Here is a 19,135-nt window from a genome sequence, read left to right as displayed (position 1 = left end):
GTCAGGCTCCTTCCGCCGCGGCCTTGGCCGCGGCATGCGGCATCACGCTCCAGACGCTGGTTTCTTCGAGCGACAGCGCGTCTTCGGCGCGGGTTTCGAGCCAGAGGCGCTGGATGAGGTTCTGCGCCACCTGCAGCCGGTAGTCGGCCGAGGCGCGCATGTCCGACAGCGGCTTGAAGTCTTGCGCCAGCGCGAGCTTGGCGGCGTTCACGCTGGCTTGCCTCCACGGCTTGCCCACGAGTGCGGCCTCGGCTTGGGCGGCACGCTTCACGGTGGCGGCCATACCGCCGAAGGCCAGGCGCACGGCCTTCACGGTGTCGCTGCCCGCTTCCAGTTCGATGGCAAAGCCCGCACAAAGCGCCGAAATGTCGCAGTCGAAACGCTTGCTGATCTTGTAGGCGCGCACTTGGCGGCGCATGGCCGCGAGCGGAACCGCCAGCCCCTGCGCGAACTCGCCGGGCTGCAGCTGATTCTTCATGTAGTCGATGTAGAAATCGGGCAGCGGCAGGCGGCGCACCACGTCGCCGCGGCGCAACTCGATCTCGGCGTCGAGCGACATCAGCACCGGCGGCGAATCGCCGATGGGCGAACCGTTGGCCACGTTGCCGCCCATGGTGCCGGCATGGCGGATGGGAGGCGAGGCAAAACGCAGCCACACGTCCGTGAGACTCGGTACGCGCTGCACGAGGGCTTCGAAGGCCGATTCGAGCGAGGCGCCGGCGCCGATGTAGAGCTCTTCGGCACTATCGACCGAACGGACTTCGATGGTCTTCATTTCGGCCACGTCACCCACGTAGATGATGTCGCCCAGGTCGCGGAACTGCTTGTTGACCCACAGGCCGACGTCGGTGGAGCCGGCGAGCAACTGGGCGCGCGGCTTCTGTTCGCGCAGCGCGGCGAGTTGCGCCAGGGTCTTGGGGGCGTGGAAGTGGTCCATGCGGGCGCCGAGCGGCGCGGCGTAATCGAGGCCGTCGTTCTGCAGCGCAGTGAGCGCAGCCACCACGGGCTCGGTATCGAGCCGCACGCTCGGCAGGTCGAACATGCGCTGCCCGGCGTCGAGAATCGGCCGGTAGCCGGTGCAGCGGCACAGGTTGCCCGAGAGCTCGTCGGCGAGTTGCTGGCGCGTGGGCTGCGTGCCCTCGGCCTGGTGGTGCTCGTAGGCGGACCACAGCGACATCACGAAGCCCGGCGTGCAGAAGCCGCACTGCGAGCCATGGCAGTCGACCATGGCCTGCTGCACCGGGTGCAGGCGGTGCACGGGATGCGGGCGCTTGTCTTGCGCCTGCACTTCGGTCTCGCCCCCGGCATGGGCCGGGCACTGGTCCTTGAGGTCTTCGACCGTGAAGAGCGCCTTGCCGTGCAGGGTGGGCAAAAACTGGATGCAGGCGTTGACCGTCTGCAACTGCAACCCGCCGACCGTGCCCGGCGCGTCAGCGTCGGCGGCGAGTTCGCCGATCACCACGGTGCAGGCGCCGCAGTCGCCTTCGTTGCAGCCTTCCTTGGTGCCGGTGCAGTGCGCGTCCTCGCGCAGCCAGTCGAGGACCGAGCGCGTGGGGTGGACGCCGCTGACGTCGACGATTTTTCCGCGGTGGAAAAACCGGATGGGTTGGATCTTGTTGCTGCTCTCGGTGCTCATGCTCTTCGTGCTCGTGGGCGGCTCGTTTCGGCCAAGCGTTGACGTTAGCGGCTTGCGCGGCCGGGTACATACCGCAGCGCCCATATTGCGTATGTGGGGGCCGGTATGCAAGCTACGGGGAAACCCTTGAGAGCGTGAGCAATTCCCGGGCCATGGGCCGCGAGCAGGCCCATGACCGAACCGGGCGGAAAGAAAACCCGCCCGGGCGTCCGGCTGGCGTCAGCCGCCGCTGGCCGCGGCCAGCGACCGTGGCCGCATGTCGCGCCAATGGGCTTCGATGAAGGCGCTGCAGGCGGGGCGGTCGGTGGCGTTCAGGGCTACATCCCAACCGGCGGGCACGGCAATGAAGCTCGGCCAGAGCGAATATTGGCCTTCCTGGTTGACCAGGACCAGGAAATTGGCGTTCTTGTCGTCAAAAGGGTTGCTCATCGTCGATTTCCTTTGCTTGGTTTTCAAGCCATTTCCGCGTAGGCGGAGCTTGTCTCGCGCAGCGATGCGAGCGCTTCGGCGATGCCGGGCAGCGCGCGATGACGCGCGAAGTCCTCGCACAGCGCGGCGGCGCGGCGGCGATAGGTGGATTCGCCCAGCACCTTGCGCACGGCGTCGCCGATCTGGCGCGCGCCCGGCTGGCTGCTGCCCAGGTTGATGCCCGCGCCCGACCAGGCCACGCGCGCGGCGATCTCCGGCTTTTCTTCGGAAGTACCGGCGACCACCAGCGGCACGCCCAGGCTCAGCGCATGGTTGACGGAGCCGTAGCCGCCGTTGGTCACCATCGCGTGCACCTTGGGCAGCAGCCGGTCGTAAGGCAGGAACGGCAGCACGCGGGCATTGGCGGGCACGTTCGCGCTCAGCGCCGGGGGCACCGGGCCGCCGGTGGTGGCGATGACGAGAATGTTCCTGTCGCCCGCCAGCGCCTGCAAGGTCGGGCCGATCAGCTGTGCCGGGTTCTGGTTGGCCAGCGTGCCCTGCGTCACCAGCACGACCGAGCGGCCGTCGTCCAGTTCGTGCCACCAATCGGGCGGCGCGAACTCGCGGCTCGCGGGCGCGAGCAGCGGGCCGACGAACCGGACCGACGCGGGCAGGTCGCTGCGCGGGTATTCGAAGGACTCCGCCGTCAGCTGCAGGTACAGGTCCGGCAGCTTGACCATGGCGTCGATGAAGAAATCCGGCAGCGCGGGCGAGCCCGAGCGCGTCAGCAAGGCATCGAAATAGCGCTGCACGTCTCCGAACATCGCCTGCTTGAGGTTGGCATTCATCGCCTTGTTGCGTTGCCGCCCTTCCGGTGTGGAAGACGGCGGCAGCGCGGTGCCGAAGAAGGCCGTGTCGCAGCTGGACAGCGGCAGCGCCGAGATGCCGATGGAAACGATGGCCGGGCGGTCTTCGCGATGGCCCAGCAGCAACGGAAACGTGCCGCAGAACATCGTGTCGACCACGATCGCGTCCGCGTCGAAATCCCGCAGGATGGCGCGAAGGCCCGCCAGCTGAGGCGCCATGGCATCGGCAAAGAAATGCTTCAGGCCGAAGCACAGTTGCGCATGTGCCGAAGGCAGCCGCTGGCGTTCGGGAAAGCGCTTGTCGAGGTCGCGGTAGTCGAAGTCGATGACGGGTTCGAAGGCGGTAAAGCCCGCGCCGGTCGCCTCAGCCTGCGCCCCGAACTGGCTCGCGGTGTGCACCCGCACCTCGTGCCCCTGGTTCACCAGATGCTGCGCGATGGCCAGCATCGGCAGGACGTGGCCCGGCAAGGCGGTTGCGGCGATGAGATAGCGTGCCATCGGATGCTCCTATGACGTGGTGGTTTCCGGGGTGCGGCGCGCCTTGGTGTCGATGCCCAGATCGACGAAGTAGCGCTGCAGCAGATCGTGGTCCACCGGCCGGATCGGCGCGCCGATGGCTTCGAGCTGCGCATGGGTGGCCGCGCCGCTCACCTGCGGCGGCGTGGCCGAGGTGTCGTAGCGGTCGAGAATGGCGAGCACGGCGGCCAGGTCGCGGTCTTGCGCCACGGCCAGCCGCGCATGCGCGCGCTGCAGCCACGGCTCGAGGCCGACCGGCTCCAGCCGCATGCCCATGCGCTCGAAGACTTGCGGGATGTCGCGCACCCGCAGCGCCGCCTGGCTCATCAGGTGGAACACCTGGCCCCAGGAATCCTGCTGGCCCGCGAGGCCGAGAATGGCGTGCGCCACATCGTCCACCGGCGTCAGGTTGAGCGGCAGGTCCATGTCGGGAATCGCCTCCAGGTCGGCATAGAGATGCGCCACGCGCCAGATCAGGTCGTCGGCGTTGCAGATCGCATGCGTGTGGTCGCCGGTGACGGCGCCGAGCCGGTAGATGGCCACGGGCATGCCGCGCGCCTGCGCCTCGCGGGCCAGTGCATCGCCGACCCACTTGCTCTGGCTGTAGCCGTCGACCAACCCGCTCCAAGAGGCCAGCGCCGACTGCTCGGTGATGGTGTCTTCCTTGTTGTTCTGGTCGATCACCGCCAGCGTGGAGACGTAGTGCATGCTCTTCGCGCGGCCCTGCGATGTCCATTCGAGCAGCGTGACCACGCTCCCGACGTTCGCGGGCTTGAGGCTCGCGTAGGGATGCAGGAAGTCCACCTGTGCGGCGCAGTGGTAGATGGCGTCGCAGCCATCCTGCACCAGCTGCACGGCGCTGTCGTCGAGGCCAAGGCGCGGCTTGCCGAGGTCGCCGGTCACCACCTTGATGCGCGCGTCGTCCCAGATCGCGCCGAGCTGGCGCTGCGCCAGCGTGTGCTGCAGGCGCAGCTTGCCCGCTTCTTCATCGGGTGCCCGCACATGGCAGACGACACACGCCGGGGTGTCGCGAAGCAGCGCGGCCAGCAGATGGCTGCCGACGAAGCCGCTGGCGCCGGTCAGGAACACCCGCTCGGGAACCAGCTTCGGCGCAGTGCTCTGCGGTTGAATGTGCGCGGGCAGATCGAGCTCGCGCGACAGGTCCAGCGCCTCGGCCGCGCCGCCGGCGTTGTCGATCCATGCAGCCAGTTCGGCAATCGACGGGCGGTTGTACACCTCCGCATGCGGAAAGTCCGCGCGCACCTGCTGGCGGATGCGCATGCCGAGCTGGATCGCCATGAGCGAATGCCCGCCCAGTTCGAAGAAGTTGTCGTGAATGCCCACGCGCTCCAGGTGCAGGGTTTCGGCCCACAGCCCTGCGAGCAGCCTCTCGGTGGGCGTGCGCGGTTCGGCGTACGGCGCGGCGGCCGGCTGCAGCTCGGGTGCGGGCAGCGCTTTTTTATCGAGCTTGCCGCTCTGGGTCAGCGGCAGCGACGGCAGGTGCACGAAGGCCGACGGCACCATGTAGTCGGGCAGCGCCTTCGCCATGTGCGCGCGCAGCTCGACCGGCTGCGGGTCATCGGAGGCGGCGGTGAAGTAAGCCACCAGGCGCTTGTCGCCCGGCATGTCCTCACGCACGATCACGGCCGCCTGCGTCACTTGCGGGTGCTTCAGCAGCACCGATTCGATCTCCCCAGGTTCGATGCGGTAGCCGCGAATCTTCACCTGCTGGTCGGCACGGCCGAGGAAGTCGAGGCTGCCGTCGCTGCGCCACCGTGCCAGGTCGCCGCTGCGGTACATGCGGCTGCCGGGCTCGCCGAAGGGGTCGGCGATGAATCGCTCGGCGCTGAGCAGCGGCCGCTTCAGGTAGCCGCGCGCCACGCCGCTGCCCGCGATGTAGAGCTCGCCCGCGACGCCCGGAGGCACCGGCTGCAGGCTGTCGTCGAGCACATACATGCGCGTGTTCCAGATCGGACGACCGATCGATGGCGGCGCTTCGGCGCTCATCGGCTCGCTCATGCTCGCGCAGATGGTGATTTCCGTCGGCCCGTAGGCGTTCACCATGCGGCGGCCTTCCGACCACCGCGCGGCCAGTTCGGCGGGGCATGCCTCGCCGCCCACCACCAGCGTTTGCAGATGCGGGAACTCACCCTGCGGCAGGGTCGCCAATGCGGCGGGCGGAATCAGCGCATGGCTGACGGCTTGCCTTTCGAGCAGGTCGGCCAGGTCGGTGCCGAGCCATTGCGGCGCGGCGGGTACGACGAGCGCGGCGCCGGCATGGAAGGCCATCAGCTGGTCCATGACCGAGGCATCGAAACCGCTGGACGAAAACTGCAGCACGCGCGAATCCGAAGTGATCGCGAGCCGCTCGGCCATCGCCGTTCCGAGGCTGTTCAAACCGGCGTGCGGCACCACCACGCCCTTGGGCACGCCCGTGGAACCCGAGGTGTAGATGATGTAGGCGGCATCCTGGGGGTCGATTGGTTGCGCGTGCACCGGCGCGTCCTTCGGCTGCATGGCCAGCGCGGCCACGGCTTCATCGCTGTCGAGCGCCAGGCAATGCGGAACACCGGCCAGTTGCGGCAGCAGCGCGGCGTGGGTCAGCACCGCGGCAGGCGCCGCCTCCTCGAACACGAAAGCGCTGCGGCCTGCCATGTGGTTCGGGTCAATGGGCAGGTAGGCCGCGCCGGCCTTGACGATGGCCAGGTGGGCCACCACCAGGTCGAGCGAACGCGGCAGCACCGTGGCAACGACGGCACCTCGACCAATGCTCCGGCCGCGCAGCAGATGCGCGAGGCGATTGGCGTGTGCATCGAGATCGGCATAGCTGACCGTGGCGCTGTCGAGCACCACCGCCGCGGCATGCGGGCGCGCCGCGGCATGGGCCTGCACCATGTCGGCCAGCGTGAGCGGCGCCAGTTCGCGCGTGCTGCCGCTCCAGTCTTGCAGCAGGCGGTGGTTTTCCTCGGTGCTCAGGATCGCCAGGCTGCCGATGGCCTCGTCGGGCGCATCGCAGGCCTCTTCGAGCAAGCGCGCCAGCCGCGCCGCGATGGACTCGACCGTGCCGCGGTCGAACAGGTCGGTGCTGTATTGGATGCCGCCTGCAATGCCGCCCGGCAGGCCATCGGCGCCGCGCAGCTCGTCGAGGATGAACGACAGGTCGAACTTGGCGGTGTCGACGGCCACTGGCTGCGGCGTGATCGACAGGCCCGGCAAGCTGAACGACAGCCGGCTGCCGCCCTGCTGGAAGCCCAGCATGACCTGGAACAAGGGCAGGTTGGCGCCCGAGCGCCCCGGCCGCAGCAGTTCCACGATGCGGTCGTACGGGAACTCCTGGTTCGCGTACGCCGCGAGGTTGGTGGTGCGAACCCGCGCGATCAGTTCGCGCAGGCTCGGCTGCCCCGAGAGGTCGTTGCGCAGCACCAGTGCGTTGACGAAGCAGCCGATGAGCTCGTCCAGCGCGTGGTCGCTGCGCCCGGCCACCGGCGTGCCGATGGCGATGTCGTCGCCGGCACCCAACCGATGCAAGAGACCCGCGAGCGCGGCCTGCAGCACCATGAAGACGCTGGCCTGGCCGTCGCGTGCCAGCTGCAGCATGCGTTCGTGGACATGCGGTGGTATCTGAATCGGCACCACGTCGCCGCGGTAGCTGGGTGCGGCCGGGTGCGGCCGGTCGACAGGCAGGCTCAGCCGCTCGGGCAGGTCGCGCAAGGTCTCGCGCCAGAATTCGCGCTGGCGGCCGGCCATGCTGTCGGGGTCGTCTTCGCTGCCGAGCAGTTGCTGCTGCCACAGCGCGTAGTCGGCATATTGCAGCGGCAGCGGCGCCCAACCCGGTGCCTTGCCTTCGCATCGCGCGGCGTACGCCACGCTGAGGTCGCTCGCGAGCGGCATGAGCGAGGCACCGTCGCCCACGATATGGTGCGTGAGCAGCAACAGCACGTGCTCGTCGTCGGCCAGCCGGAACAGGTGGGTGCGCAAGGGCACGGTACTGTCGAGCTTGAAGCCGCAGCGGGCCGCGGCATGCAGCTGCGCGGCGATTTCTTCTTCGCTGCTGACGGCTTCGATCACCGCGGGCCGCGCCTGCTCGCCATCGAGAATGTGCTGGTACGGCAGCCCGTCTTCGTTCGGGTAAATGGTGCGCAGGCTTTCGTGGCGCTGCACCAGGTCGCCCAGTGCCTCGTGCAGCGCCGCGCGGTCCAGTACGCCCGAAAGCCGCAGCGCGAGCGGCATGTTGTAGGCCGGGTCGGCGTCTGCCAATTGGTTCATCAACCACAGGCGGCGCTGCGCGAAAGACAGCGGAATGCGCGCCGGGCGCGGCATCGGCGTGAGGCTGGGGCGCGCGCCCGATTCCTGGTCGAGCAACTCCGCAAGGCCGGCGATGGTGGAGACCTGGAACAGCGTGTCCACGGGCAGGTCGATCATGAACTGCTGCCGGATCATCGAGATCAGCTGCACGATCATCAGCGAGTGCCCGCCGAGCTCGAAGAAGTTGTCGTGGATGCCCACGCGCTGCAGATGCAGCGTCTCGGCCCAGAGCCCGGCCAGTATCTTTTCGGTGGGCGTGCGCGGCGCCGCATACGGCGTCGCAGGCTGCAGTTCGGGCGGCGGCAGCGCCCTGCGGTCGAGCTTGCCGCTGGGCCCGAGCGGCAGGGCCGGCAGGCTCACGAACGCCGAAGGAACCATGTAGTCGGGCAGGGCCAGCGCCAGGTGGTCGCGCAGCTCCGCGGCCTGTGGATCGGCCGCCTCGGCAGCGACCACATAGGCCACCAGGCGCTTCTCGCCCGGTGTGTCCTCACGCGCGATGACAGCCGCCTGCGCAACTTGCGGGTGCTGCAGCAGCACCGCTTCGATCTCGCCGGGTTCGATGCGCAGGCCGCGGATCTTCACCTGCTGGTCGGCGCGGCCGAGGAAGTCGAGGCTGCCATCGCTGCGCCAGCGCGCGAGGTCGCCGCTGCGGTACATGCGGCTGCCCGGTGCGCCGTACGGGTTGGCAATGAAGCGTTCCGCGCTCAACAGCGGACGGTTCAGATACCCACGCGCCAAGCCCATGCCTGCGATGTACAGCTCGCCTGTGACGCCGGGCGGCACCGGCTGCAGGCCGCTGTCCAGCACGTGCATCTGCGTGTTCCAGATCGGCCGGCCGATGGGCACGCTCGCCGAAGCCGATTCGGCCATCGGTTCGCGCAGGCACTCCCACGAGGTGACGTCGACGGCGGCTTCGGTCGGCCCATAGAGGTTGTGCAGCTCGCAAGGCAGCTTCTGCTGGAACTGCGACTGGAGCGCGGGCGACAACGCCTCGCCGCTGCAGATCACGCGGCGCAGCGTGGTGCACGCGGAGGCCGCGGGCTCGAGCAGGAAGACTTCGAGCATCGACGGCACGAAGTGAACGGTGGTGACGCCCTCTTCCGCGATCAGTCCCGCCAGGTACGCCGCATCCTTGTGGCCGCCCGGCTTCGCGAGCACCAGCGTGGCGCCGTCGATCAGCGGCCAGAAGAATTCCCACACCGACACATCGAAGCTCGACGGCGTTTTCTGCAGCACGCGGTCGTCGGCTTGCAAGCTGTAGCGGTCCTGCATCCAGCGCAGGCGATTGACGATGGCGCGATGCGACACCACCGCGCCTTTCGGCATCCCGGTAGAGCCCGACGTATAGATCACATAGGCCGGATGCGCGGGATCGATCGCCGCGCCAAGGTCGGTGTCGGGACAAGTCCCCAGTTCGGCAATCGTTTGCGGCAGGTCGAGCAGCAATTGCGATGCGTCGCCCGGCAGCGTCTCCGCGAGCGCCGCGGTGGTGATCAGGCACACCGGCTGCGCGTCGCCGAGCATGAACGCGATGCGGTCCTGCGGAAAATCGGGATCGACCGGCAGGTAGGCGGCACCGGTCTTCAGCGTGGCCAGCAAGGCCACCATCAGTTCCAGCGAACGCGGAATGGCCAGTGCCACGGTGCGCTCCGGGCCCGCGCCGCGCGCGCGCAGCAGGTGGGCCAGCCGGTTGGCGCGGCGGTTCAGTTCGCCGTTGCGCATCGCATGGCCGTCGAAGCGCAATGCAATGCCCTCGGGATTGCCTGCGAGTTGCGCCTCGATCAATGCGGTGAGCGTGGTGTGCGGCACCGTGTGCGCCGTGTCGTTCCAATCCACCAGCAGCCGCCTGCGCTCGCCGGCGCCGAGCAGGTCGATGTGGCCGATGGCCTGGTCGGGCTGGTGGATCACGGCCGTGAAAAAGGCGAGCAGCCGGCGTTGATGGTCGGCCAATTTCTCGGCGGTATGCACCGCGGGATTGGCATCGAAATCGATCTGCAGGTCTTGCCCGTTGCCGCGCTCGTACAGGAAGATGCCCAGGTCTTCTGCGGTGCCATTGGAAAGGTTGCGCGGCTTGGCGGCATGCCCGGCAAAGCGGAAGTCGTAGTCGAAGGGCTCGACGTTCACGACGGTGGTGAACAGCTGCCGGTTGTTGACCAGCATGTTGAGGTCGCTGCGCAAGTGCTCGTAGCGATAGCTTTGGTGCCGGAGGATCTGCCGCATCTGCCGCCCCACTTCGCGAATCAACTCCGGAATCGGCAGGTCGGCGCGCATCGCCAAGCGCAGCGGCAGTGCGTTCGCAACCATGGCCGGCACACGCCGCATGCGATCGTTGTGGCGTGCCGTCACGGGAATGCCGATCACCATGTCTTCGACGCCGGTGGCGCGGTACAGATAGGCCGCGGTCGCGGCAATCAGAATCTGCGGCAGCGTGGTTCCCAACCCTTGCGCGATGCCTTGCAAGGCTTGCACGCTCGCCGCCGGCAGGTGCACCGTTTGCCGTAGCAGGCCCCCGACGTTGACCGAGCGTTGCGAGGCCAGGCTCAAGGGATCGGGCGCATCGCCGAAGCGATCGGTCCAGTACTGCCGGTCGCGCGGGAAACGGCCGGACTCGCGGTAGGCGTTGTCCTCCTCGGCCAGTTGCGAGAGGGGCGCCAGGCGCGATTCTTCCGCGACTTCCGCGTGGTTGCCGGCCATCGCGCTGTAGACGTCTGCGAGGCGGCGCGCAATCAGGCCGCCGCCGAATCCGTCGAGCACGATGTGGTGGCTTCGGTGATACCAGATGTGTCGATCGGGTGCGATGCGGATCAGCGCCGAAAGCCACAGCTGCCCGCGCGCCAGGTCGATGCTGCGGGTGAAATCGGCACGCATCCAGCGCTCCGCCGCGCCGTGCGGATCGCTCTCGCCGCTGACGTCGAGGTAGGGAATTTCGCCAGTGAAGGTGGGTGCCAAGACTTGGCGCGGGCCTTGTTCCGTATCGACAAAGTTCAGGCGCGTGGCTTCGGCTTCATCGGCCACTTGCCGGATGGCTGCGAGAAAGGTTTCGAGATCGATCTCGCCGTCGATATCGATGGCTTCGGCAAGATTGAAATTGGTGTCGGGCGAAGCGAACTTGGCGCCGAGCCACATCGCCATTTGTCCCGATGTGAGGGGTGCTGTTTTTCCCTGGTGAACGACGCTCGTCATGCACTTCTCCATGATGTCTTGAATGAAATCGGCAACGATGCATGTGCGCGTGAAATGGACGCGTGATGCACCCGCCGCTCAAGGAGAAATGCCGATGGCCCCGCGGTGACAATCCATTCACACTGCCGGACCAATGTACAAGTTGTTGCCGCAACTTCAATGACGCTTTTTCGTAGAAGAAGCGCTCTCTCGGAACACTGAGCGCGAAAGAATTCATCGAGAAGCGAGCATTCGATTCGAGACGTCGAAATGCGAAAGCTTTCAACGTAGTTCAGACAAGAAATGCGTTGAAGCAACGTTGCGATGCAACAACTTGGGTTATTTTCTGTAGGGGAATAGACGCGCGGTGCGTTGAAAAAATCGCGCTTCGCGGCGCGTACTTTGGTTGTGCTGCGCGAGCTTTTTTCTACGGCTCCGAGAACAGGGCGGTGATCACTTCTCGCAACCAGCGGTTGGCCAGATCGGCCTCGAAGCGCTTGCTCCAATGCAGCGAGACCGTGAAATCGCGCAACGGAAAAGCGGGCTCGACGATGGCGTAGCCGCCCTCCTCCGCAAACCCGCGCGCGATGTTGCGCGGCATCACCACGGCAAGATCGGTGGCCCGCACGATGGCCGGCAGCACCATGAAGTGCTCGGTGGTGAGCCGCACGCGCTCCTCGAGATTGAGCAGCTGCAAGATGCGCAGCGTCTCCGCATGCGTGCGCACCGCCACGTATTCGAGCGTCTGCAGCGCCTCGATGAGCGCCTGGCTGTTGCGCCTACCGCGCGCGAACGGGTGGCCCTTGCGCAGCAGCACGATGTAGCGGTCTTTCAGCAGGTGCTTGCGCTGCGTGTCGCGCACCTTGGGCAGAAAGCCGAAAGCGAAATCGATGCGGCCGCTGTCGAGCGCGGGCGCTATGTCGGTGGGCGGCAACGGCAGTGTCTCGACGCGCACGCCGGGCGCCAGCTCGCCGAGCCGCGCCATGAGCGGGGGCAGGAAGCGGCCTTCGCCGATGTCGCTCATGTGAATGCGGAATGTCTTGCGCGATGCCTGCGGCTCGAAGCGGCCGGGCTCCTGCAGCGCTTCTTCCAGCGTGTTGAGTGCGGCCTGCACCGCGGCTGCCAGCCGGTCGGCGCGCGGTGTCGGTGCCACGCCACCCGGTGCGCGCGTGAAGAGCGCATCCTTCAGCAGCAGGCGCAGGCGGCCGAGCCCGTGGCTCGCCGCCGGTTGCGTCAGGCCCAGCTCTTCGGCCGCGCGGCTCACGCTGCGCGCGCGATAGACCGCATCGAACAGGCGCAGCAGGTTGAGGTCCATCGTTTGTATATGCATGCAATGCATATTACTTAGTCCGATTATTTTATTGAATACCTTGCGCGCTGCTCGCACACTGGCCGCCGTTGCCGATCGAGACGTTCGGCGAACAGCGAGAGAGAAAGAGCCCCACCACGAGAAGGAGACAAGACATGGCCAGACTGCGTCCGCGTGCGGCAATTGCCGCCCTGCTTTGCGTTGCCACCACCGCCGCGTGGGCCCAGCAGCCTCCGGCCGAAGAGCCGGGCTGGGCCAAGGGGCGTCCCAAGACCGAAGCCGCCACGCGCATGGCGCCGGTGCCCTCGTTCCCCATTCCAACGGCGGCCGACCAGCTGCCCACCGCCAAGTTCAAGCTGCCGCCGGGCTTCAAGGTGGAAACCTGGGCCTCCGGCGTACTCGACGCGCGCTCGCTGCGCCAGGGCGACAAGGGCACGGTGTTCGTGAGCACGCTGTTCGTGGGCAACAAGGTCTACGCCATTGCCGAGAAAGGCGACCGCAAGCCCAAGACCATCATCGACAAGACCGAGTTCGCCACCGGCATCGAGTTTCACAAGGGCGCGCTGTACCTCGCCACGCACAAGCAGATCGTTCGCTACGACGGCATCGAAGACAAGCTCGACAACCTCGGCACCCCGGCGGTGCTGAACGACAAGCTGCCCGGCGGGCAGGACCACAGCTGGCGCTACCTGCGCGTGCACAACGACAAGCTCTATTACGCGGTCGGTGCGCCCTGCAACATCTGCGACCCCGACGAGGCGCATGCGCGCATCTTCCGCATGAACCTCGACGGCAGCGGTATCGAGACCGTGGCACGCGGCGTGCGCAACACGGTGGGCTTCGACTTCGACCCGAAGACGGGCAACCTCTGGTTCACCGACAACGGACGCGACTGGGTCAGCGAAGACCTGCCGAACGACGAACTGAACGTGGTGACCGCACCCAACCAGCACTTCGGCTACCCGTATTGCCATCAGGGCAACATCGCCGACCCCGAGTTCGGCTGGGGCAAGAACTGCGGCGAGTTCACCAAGCCCGCGGCGCTGCTCGGCCCGCATGCCGCCGGGCTGGGCCTGGCCTTCTACAAGGGAACGATGTTCCCGGCCAAGTACCGCGGCGCCATGTTCATCGCACGCCATGGCCCGTGGAACCGCACGGTCAAGTACGCCGACATCGCCGTGGCATGGCCGGACGGCAAAGGCGGCGCGAAGGTCGAGCCGTTCATGACGGGCTTCGTCGAGAACAACAACTATCTCGGCCGACCGGTGGACTTTTTGGTGCTGAAGGACGGCTCCATGCTCGTGAGCGACGACCACGCGGGCGCCATCTACCGCATCAGCTACGGCGGCCGATGAGCAGGGGTTTCGTTCTCGCGGCTTTCATGCAGGCCGGCGTAGCCATGGCCATGACGCTCCTCGCTTCAGCGGCGCCTTCCGCCAATGCCCAGGGCACGCAGGCCGCGCAGGGCACCTATGCGCAGCGCTACGCGGCGGTGTGCGCCGCCTGCCACGGCGCGAACGGGCGCAGCGACATGGCGGGCACACCGGTGCTCGCGGGCCAGCATTCGTTCTACGCGATCACGCAGCTGTTTCTGTTCCGCGAAGGCCGGCGCGACAACCCTGCGATGTCGGCGGTGGCCAAGACCATGAAGGACGAAGACCTGCGCGGCTTCTCGGAGTTCATTGCGACGCTGCCGGCCGTGCCCGCGCCCCCGCCGGCCGCGCCGCCCGATGCAGGGCGCATGGCACGCGGCCAGTCGCTCGCGCAGACGCACCGCTGCGTGATCTGCCACGGCGCCGACCTGAGCGGCGGCCAGCAGGTGCCGCGCATCGCGCAGCAGCGCGAGGACTACCTGCAGATGACGCTGCATGGGTTTCGCACCGGCAAGCGGCCGGGCTACACGCAGGCAATGACCGAAGCCGTGAGCGGCATCCCGCCCGAAGACCTGGACACGCTGGCCTATTACGTGGCGCACTTCCCCGGCACGGCCGCCAAGCCACCCGGCAAGTAGCAAACCATTTCGCAACGCAACACCGGCAAGAAGCGCGGTGCGGGGCAACCCGCGCGCATGCGCCCAAGCCATCGACACACATCAACCCATCGGAGCCGAATCTCTTGGAAGTTTCATTCAGCAAGGAAGTGCAATCGCTGCGCCTGGGCGCCGGCGACACATTCCACGGCGAGGGCATTCTCGCGATCACCAAGGGCCTGCTGCAGTCGGGCGTGGCCTATGTGGGCGGCTACCAGGGCGCGCCGGTCTCGCACCTGCTCGACGTGATGGTGCAGGCCAAGACATACATGGACGAACTCGGCGTGCACGTGGAGGCCTGCTCGAACGAGGCCTCCGCGGCCGCGATGCTCGGCGCTTCCATTCACTACCCGCTGCGCGGCGCGGTGACGTGGAAGTCCATCGTCGGCACCAACGTGGCGGCCGATGCGCTCTCCAACCTCTCGTCGCCCGGCGTGACCGGCGGCGTGCTGGTCGTGGTCGGCGAAGACTACGGCGAAGGCGCGAGCGTGATCCAGGAGCGCACGCATGCCTATGCGCTCAAGTCGAGCATGTGCCTGCTCGATCCGCGGCCCGACCTCGGCCAGATGGTGCGCATGGTCGAACACGGCTTTCGCCTTTCGGAAACCTCGAACATGCCCTGCCTCATGGAACTGCGCATCCGAACCTGCCACGTGCGCGGCAGCTTCGAGTGCAAGGACAACATCGCGCCCGCCGTGTCGACCCGCGCGCTGATGAACGAGCCCGCGGGCTTCGACTACATGCGGCTCGCGCATCCGCCCGTCACCTTCCGCCACGAGAAGCTCAAGGGCGACGAGCGCATTCCCGCGGCGCGGCGCTACATCGTGGAACACGGGCTCAACGAGCTCGTTCCGGGCAGCCGCCATGCCGACCTGGGCATCGTGGTGCAGGGCGGGCTCTACAACGCGCTGATCCGCAGCCTGCAGCAGCAGGGCCTGGCCGATGCGTTCGGCGAGACGGACATTCCGGTCCTCGTGCTCAACGTGACCTACCCGCTGGTACCCGAACAGGTGGCCGACTTCTGCGCAGGCAAGCGCGCGGTGCTGGTGGTGGAAGAAGGCCAGCCCGAGTACATCGAACAGGACATCGCGACGCTGCTGCGCCGGCGCGGCATCCAGACGCCGCTGCACGGCAAGGACATGCTGCCTTCGGCGGGCGAATACGGCGTTGAAGTGCTCGCGGGCGGCATCGGCACGTTCGCCGCGAAGTACATCGGGTCCAGCGAAGCCTCGTCCTCGGCCCAGGCTTGGCTTGCGGGCAACCGCGAGCGCCGCGAGGCGGTGGCGCGCCAGCTCTCCGCGCTGCTTCCCAACCGGCCGCCGAGCTTCTGCGTCGGCTGTCCCGAGCGCCCGGTGTTCTCGGCATTGAAGCTCGCGCAGCAGGAGACCGGGCCGGTGCACATTGCGGCCGACATCGGCTGCCACGCCTTCGGCACCTTCGAGCCGTTCTCGATGGGGCATTCGATCCTCGGCTACGGCATGAGCCTGGCGAGCCGTGCGGGCGTGGCGCCCATGATGAACCGGCGCACGCTGTCGATCATGGGCGATGGCGGCTTCTGGCACAACGGCCTGCTCACGGGCGTGCAGAGCGCGCTTTTCAACGACGACGACGCGGTGCTGCTGATCTTCAAGAACGGCTACACCTCGGCCACCGGCACGCAGGACATCATCTCCACGCCCGACGACGAAATGAAGGAGCGCGCGGTCGACAAGCAGCAGAGCCTGGTCGACAAGAACCAGACCATCGAGGCCACGCTCACGGGCCTGGGCGTGAAGTGGATGCGCACCGTGACCACGTACGACGTCGAGCGCATGCGCAAGACGCTGACCGAGGCGCTCACCAGCGACTTCAACGGCCTGAAGGTGGTGATTGCCGAAGGCGAGTGCCAGCTCGAGCGCCAGCGCCGCATCAAGCCGTGGATTGCAAGCCTGCTCAAGAAGGGCGAGCGCGTGGTGCGCGTGAAATATGGCGTGGACGAAGACGTGTGCAACGGCGACCACGCCTGCATCCGCCTCTCGGGCTGCCCCACGCTCACGCTGAAGGACAACCCCGATCCGCTCAAGGTCGACCCGGTCGCGACCGTGATCGACGGCTGCGTGGGCTGCGGCCTGTGCGGCGAGAACGCGCACGCGGCCACGCTGTGCCCGAGCTTCTATCGCGCCGAGGTGGTGCAGAACCCGAAATGGCACGAACGTCTTCTGCACGGCCTGCGTGGTGCGGTCGTGCGTGCACTGCAACCCGCATGAGGTACGCCATGGAACAGAACCGGCCCATCACCCTTCTCGTCTGTGCCCTCGGCGGCGAAGGCGGCGGCGTGCTCACCGAATGGCTGGTCGACATCGCCCGCCACGCCGGCTATGCCGCGCAGAGCACGTCGATTCCCGGCGTGGCGCAGCGCACCGGCGCCACCACTTACTACATCGAGGTGTTTCCGGTGCCGCTCGCACAGCTCGGCGGCAAGCGCCCGGTGTTCAGCCTGAGCCCGGTGCCGGGCGCGCTCGACGCCATCGTGTCGTCGGAGCTGCTCGAGACCGCGCGCCAGATCGGCAACGGCATGAGCGCGCCGCTGCGCACGCTGGTCATCAGCTCCTCGGCGCGCACCTTCACCACGGCCGAGCGCATGCGGCCCGGCGACGGCCGCGCCGATGCGCAGCAGTTGCTCGACGTGGTCAAGGCCTTCAGCCGCGAACACCATGTGTTCGACATGAACGCCGTGGCGCGCGAGGCCGGCACGGTGGTCAGCGCGGTGATGCTCGGGGCCATTGCGGGGAGCGGCCTCTTTCCGTTTCCTCGCGAAGCCTACGAGCACGTGGTGCGTGGCGGCGACACCAGCGCGCCTGAAAAGCTCGGCAAGATGGCCGCCGCCAGCCTGCGCGGCTTTGCCGCCGCCTTCGACGCGGTGAGCGCGCCGCGCGCACAGGCCGCCTTCGTGAGCAGCGTGATGGCCGGCGACACGAGCGACGCACCGCCACCGGCCCGCGCGCTGCCCGACGACGTGGCGCGGCGCTTTCCACCGGCCGTGCACGACATGCTCGCCCTCGGCCACGCGCGCGTGCTCGACTACCAGGACGCCGCCTATGCCGAGCTCTATGCCGCGCGGCTGGCCAAGGTGCTCGATGCGGAACGCGCGGCCGACCCCGCGGGCGCGCAAGGCTTCGCCGTCACCCGCGAAACCGCGCGCTGGCTCGCGCTGTGGATGGCCTTCGACGACATCGTGCGCGTGGCCGCGCTCAAGGGCCGCGCGAGCCGTGCCCAGCGCGTGAGGCAGGAAGTGCGTGCCACCGATGAAGACATCGTGAAGGTCTACGACCACTTCAAGCCCGGCGTGCCCGAGTTCGCCGCGCTGCTGCCGCCTGCACTGTCGCGCCGCGTGACGGCGTGGGACCGAGGACGCCAGGCGCGCGGCCGCGAGCCTTGGGCGATGCCGCTCAAGGTGGGCAGCCACTCGGCGTTCGGCATGGCGTCGCTGCGGCTTTTGTCTTCGCTCAAATGGCTGCGCCGCCGCGGCCAGCGCTTTGCCGAGGAGCAGGCATTGATCGAACGCTGGCTCGCAGCCGTGGAAGCCGGCACGCGCGAAGCCTGGGCGCTGGGTCGCGAGCTGGCGCTGTGCGGGCGCCTCATCAAGGGCTACGGCAGCACCAACGAGCGCGGCAAGCACAACCTTCTGCACGTGATCGACGAACTCGCGGGCCGCGTGGTGTTGCCCGCGCCAACGCGCGCCGAAGCGATTGCCTCGGCGCGCGAGGCGGCCCTGGCCGACGAAGGCGGCCAGGCGCTCGACGCCGCGCTGGTACGCCACGGCGCCGCGCCGCGGCCGGTGCAGGCACAGCCTATCCGCTGGATGAAACGGCCGCCCTCCACCACCGTTCGATCCTGATTTCATAACAACCACGGAGACACGACACCATGCCCCACCACGCCCTTCCCTGGCGGCGACGCCTTCTGTTCGCCGCCGCCTGCGCGCTGCTGGCCTGCACCCACGCACAGGCGCAGCCCGGCACATGGCCCGCCAAGCCGATCAAGATCGTCGTCAACTTTCCGCCCGGCGGCGCCGCAGACCAGATCGCACGCGCGGTCTCGCAGCCGCTGCAGGAGGCGCTCAAGCAACCCGTGGTCATCGAGAACCGCGCGGGTGCCAACGGCAACGTCGGCGGCGAGTCGGTGGCGCGCGCGCCAGCCGACGGCTACACGCTGCTCATGAGTTCGGGCGGCATGGTGTCGGTGAACCCGCACCTGTATTCACGCATGGGCTTCGATCCCGCCAAGGACCTGGTACCGGTGGCGGCAGCCGCGCGCGTGCTGGTATTTTTGGTGACCAAGCCTTCGCTGCCGCCCACCAATGTGCGCGAGTTCATTGCGTACCTCAAGGCCAACCCGGGCAAGCTCTCTTACGGCTCCCCGGGCAACGGCAGCTCGCCGCATCTGGCAGGTGAGATGTTCAAGGGCCAGGCCGGCGTCTTCGCGCTGCACGTGCCCTACCGCGGCGCGGCGCCCGCGCTGCGGGACCTGCTCGCGGGCCAGATCGACTATGCGTTCGACCCGGGCATCGGCCTGCAGCAGGTGCGCGCCGGCAAGCTCCGGCTGCTGGCGGTGGGCAGCCCGCACCGCTCGCCGCAGTTTCCTGAGGTGTCCACACTCGACGAGGCCGGACTTCGCGGCTTCGACGCCGACACGGTGTTCGGCTTCTACGCCCCCGCGGGCACGCCGCCCGACGTGGTGGCGCTGCTCAATGCGCAGATCAACCGCGCGCTCGCACTGCCGGCCGTGAAAGAGCGCATCGCCGCGCTCGGCGGCGAGGCGGTGCCGGGCTCGCCGGCCGATTTCCAGCAGCGTGCCGCAGCCGATTCGCAGCGCTTCGGCGCGCTGATTCGCGAGCGGAAAATCGTTGCCGACTGAGCACCGCG

10 protein-coding genes are annotated in these 19,135 nt (G+C 67.9%); 5 read left to right on the top strand and 5 right to left on the bottom strand.

Annotated features, from left to right (window positions below; genetic code table 11):
- Position 1: 1 nt before the first annotated feature.
- From xdhA to QFZ42_RS03770, 5 genes are all read right to left on the bottom strand, one after another.
- Positions 2-1,636: a xanthine dehydrogenase small subunit gene (gene xdhA, locus QFZ42_RS03790; RefSeq protein ID WP_307699671.1), complete on the bottom strand. Its 1,635-nt coding sequence runs from the start codon at positions 1,634-1,636 to the stop codon at positions 2-4.
- A gap of 219 nt (positions 1,637-1,855) precedes the next feature.
- Positions 1,856-2,065, bottom strand: coding sequence for an MbtH family protein (locus QFZ42_RS03785; protein WP_307699670.1), 210 nt, complete (start codon positions 2,063-2,065; stop codon positions 1,856-1,858).
- A gap of 23 nt (positions 2,066-2,088) precedes the next feature.
- The gene (locus QFZ42_RS03780) at positions 2,089-3,408 is read right to left on the bottom strand and encodes a glycosyltransferase (protein ID WP_307699669.1); all 1,320 of its coding nucleotides are present in this window, start codon (positions 3,406-3,408) and stop codon (positions 2,089-2,091) included.
- Positions 3,409-3,417: 9 nt separating this feature from the next.
- Positions 3,418-10,914 carry a non-ribosomal peptide synthetase gene (locus tag QFZ42_RS03775; RefSeq protein WP_307699668.1) on the bottom strand — a complete coding sequence of 2,499 codons (7,497 nt, stop codon included), beginning with the start codon at positions 10,912-10,914 and terminating at the stop codon, positions 3,418-3,420.
- 406 nt (positions 10,915-11,320) lie between these two features.
- On the bottom strand, positions 11,321-12,223 hold the full coding sequence (locus tag QFZ42_RS03770) for a LysR family transcriptional regulator (RefSeq protein ID WP_373423304.1): 903 nt from the start codon (positions 12,221-12,223) through the stop codon (positions 11,321-11,323).
- Between the two features lie 134 nt (positions 12,224-12,357).
- Between QFZ42_RS03770 and QFZ42_RS03765 the strand changes: the two genes are divergently transcribed.
- From QFZ42_RS03765 to QFZ42_RS03745, 5 genes are all read left to right on the top strand, one after another.
- Positions 12,358-13,557: a PQQ-dependent sugar dehydrogenase gene (locus QFZ42_RS03765; RefSeq protein ID WP_307699666.1), complete on the top strand. Its 1,200-nt coding sequence runs from the start codon at positions 12,358-12,360 to the stop codon at positions 13,555-13,557.
- Between the two features lie 44 nt (positions 13,558-13,601).
- Positions 13,602-14,213 (top strand): c-type cytochrome, encoded by a 612-nt coding sequence (locus tag QFZ42_RS03760; protein ID WP_307699665.1) that lies wholly within the window; start codon positions 13,602-13,604, stop codon positions 14,211-14,213.
- 104 nt (positions 14,214-14,317) lie between these two features.
- Positions 14,318-16,477 (top strand): indolepyruvate ferredoxin oxidoreductase subunit alpha, encoded by a 2,160-nt coding sequence (locus QFZ42_RS03755; protein ID WP_307699664.1) that lies wholly within the window; start codon positions 14,318-14,320, stop codon positions 16,475-16,477.
- Between the two features lie 8 nt (positions 16,478-16,485).
- Positions 16,486-18,108 carry an indolepyruvate oxidoreductase subunit beta family protein gene (locus tag QFZ42_RS03750; RefSeq protein ID WP_307699663.1) on the top strand — a complete coding sequence of 541 codons (1,623 nt, stop codon included), beginning with the start codon at positions 16,486-16,488 and terminating at the stop codon, positions 18,106-18,108.
- Between the two features lie 29 nt (positions 18,109-18,137).
- A complete protein-coding gene (locus tag QFZ42_RS03745) occupies positions 18,138-19,127 on the top strand; it encodes a Bug family tripartite tricarboxylate transporter substrate binding protein (RefSeq protein ID WP_307699662.1) in 990 nt (329 codons plus the stop codon).
- The last annotated feature ends 8 nt before the right edge of the window (positions 19,128-19,135 follow it).

The sequence above is a fragment of the Variovorax paradoxus genome (assembly GCF_030815855.1).
Taxonomy (GTDB): domain Bacteria; phylum Pseudomonadota; class Gammaproteobacteria; order Burkholderiales; family Burkholderiaceae_C; genus Variovorax; species Variovorax paradoxus_M.
This window is presented reverse-complemented; position numbering and strand designations above follow the sequence as displayed.

Bases quoted from the DNA above. Each gene is read 5' to 3' on its own strand.
- xdhA (WP_307699671.1), bottom strand. From the start codon at position 1,636: ATGAGCACCGAGAGCAGCAACAAGATCCAACCCATCCGGTTTTTCCAC.
- QFZ42_RS03785 (WP_307699670.1), bottom strand. From the start codon at position 2,065: ATGAGCAACCCTTTTGACGACAAGAACGCCAATTTCCTGGTCCTGGTC.
- QFZ42_RS03780 (WP_307699669.1), bottom strand. From the start codon at position 3,408: ATGGCACGCTATCTCATCGCCGCAACCGCCTTGCCGGGCCACGTCCTG.
- QFZ42_RS03775 (WP_307699668.1), bottom strand. From the start codon at position 10,914: ATGACGAGCGTCGTTCACCAGGGAAAAACAGCACCCCTCACATCGGGA.
- QFZ42_RS03770 (WP_373423304.1), bottom strand. From the start codon at position 12,223: ATGCATATACAAACGATGGACCTCAACCTGCTGCGCCTGTTCGATGCG.
- QFZ42_RS03765 (WP_307699666.1), top strand. From the start codon at position 12,358: ATGGCCAGACTGCGTCCGCGTGCGGCAATTGCCGCCCTGCTTTGCGTT.
- QFZ42_RS03760 (WP_307699665.1), top strand. From the start codon at position 13,602: ATGGCCATGACGCTCCTCGCTTCAGCGGCGCCTTCCGCCAATGCCCAG.
- QFZ42_RS03750 (WP_307699663.1), top strand. From the start codon at position 16,486: ATGGAACAGAACCGGCCCATCACCCTTCTCGTCTGTGCCCTCGGCGGC.
- QFZ42_RS03745 (WP_307699662.1), top strand. From the start codon at position 18,138: ATGCCCCACCACGCCCTTCCCTGGCGGCGACGCCTTCTGTTCGCCGCC.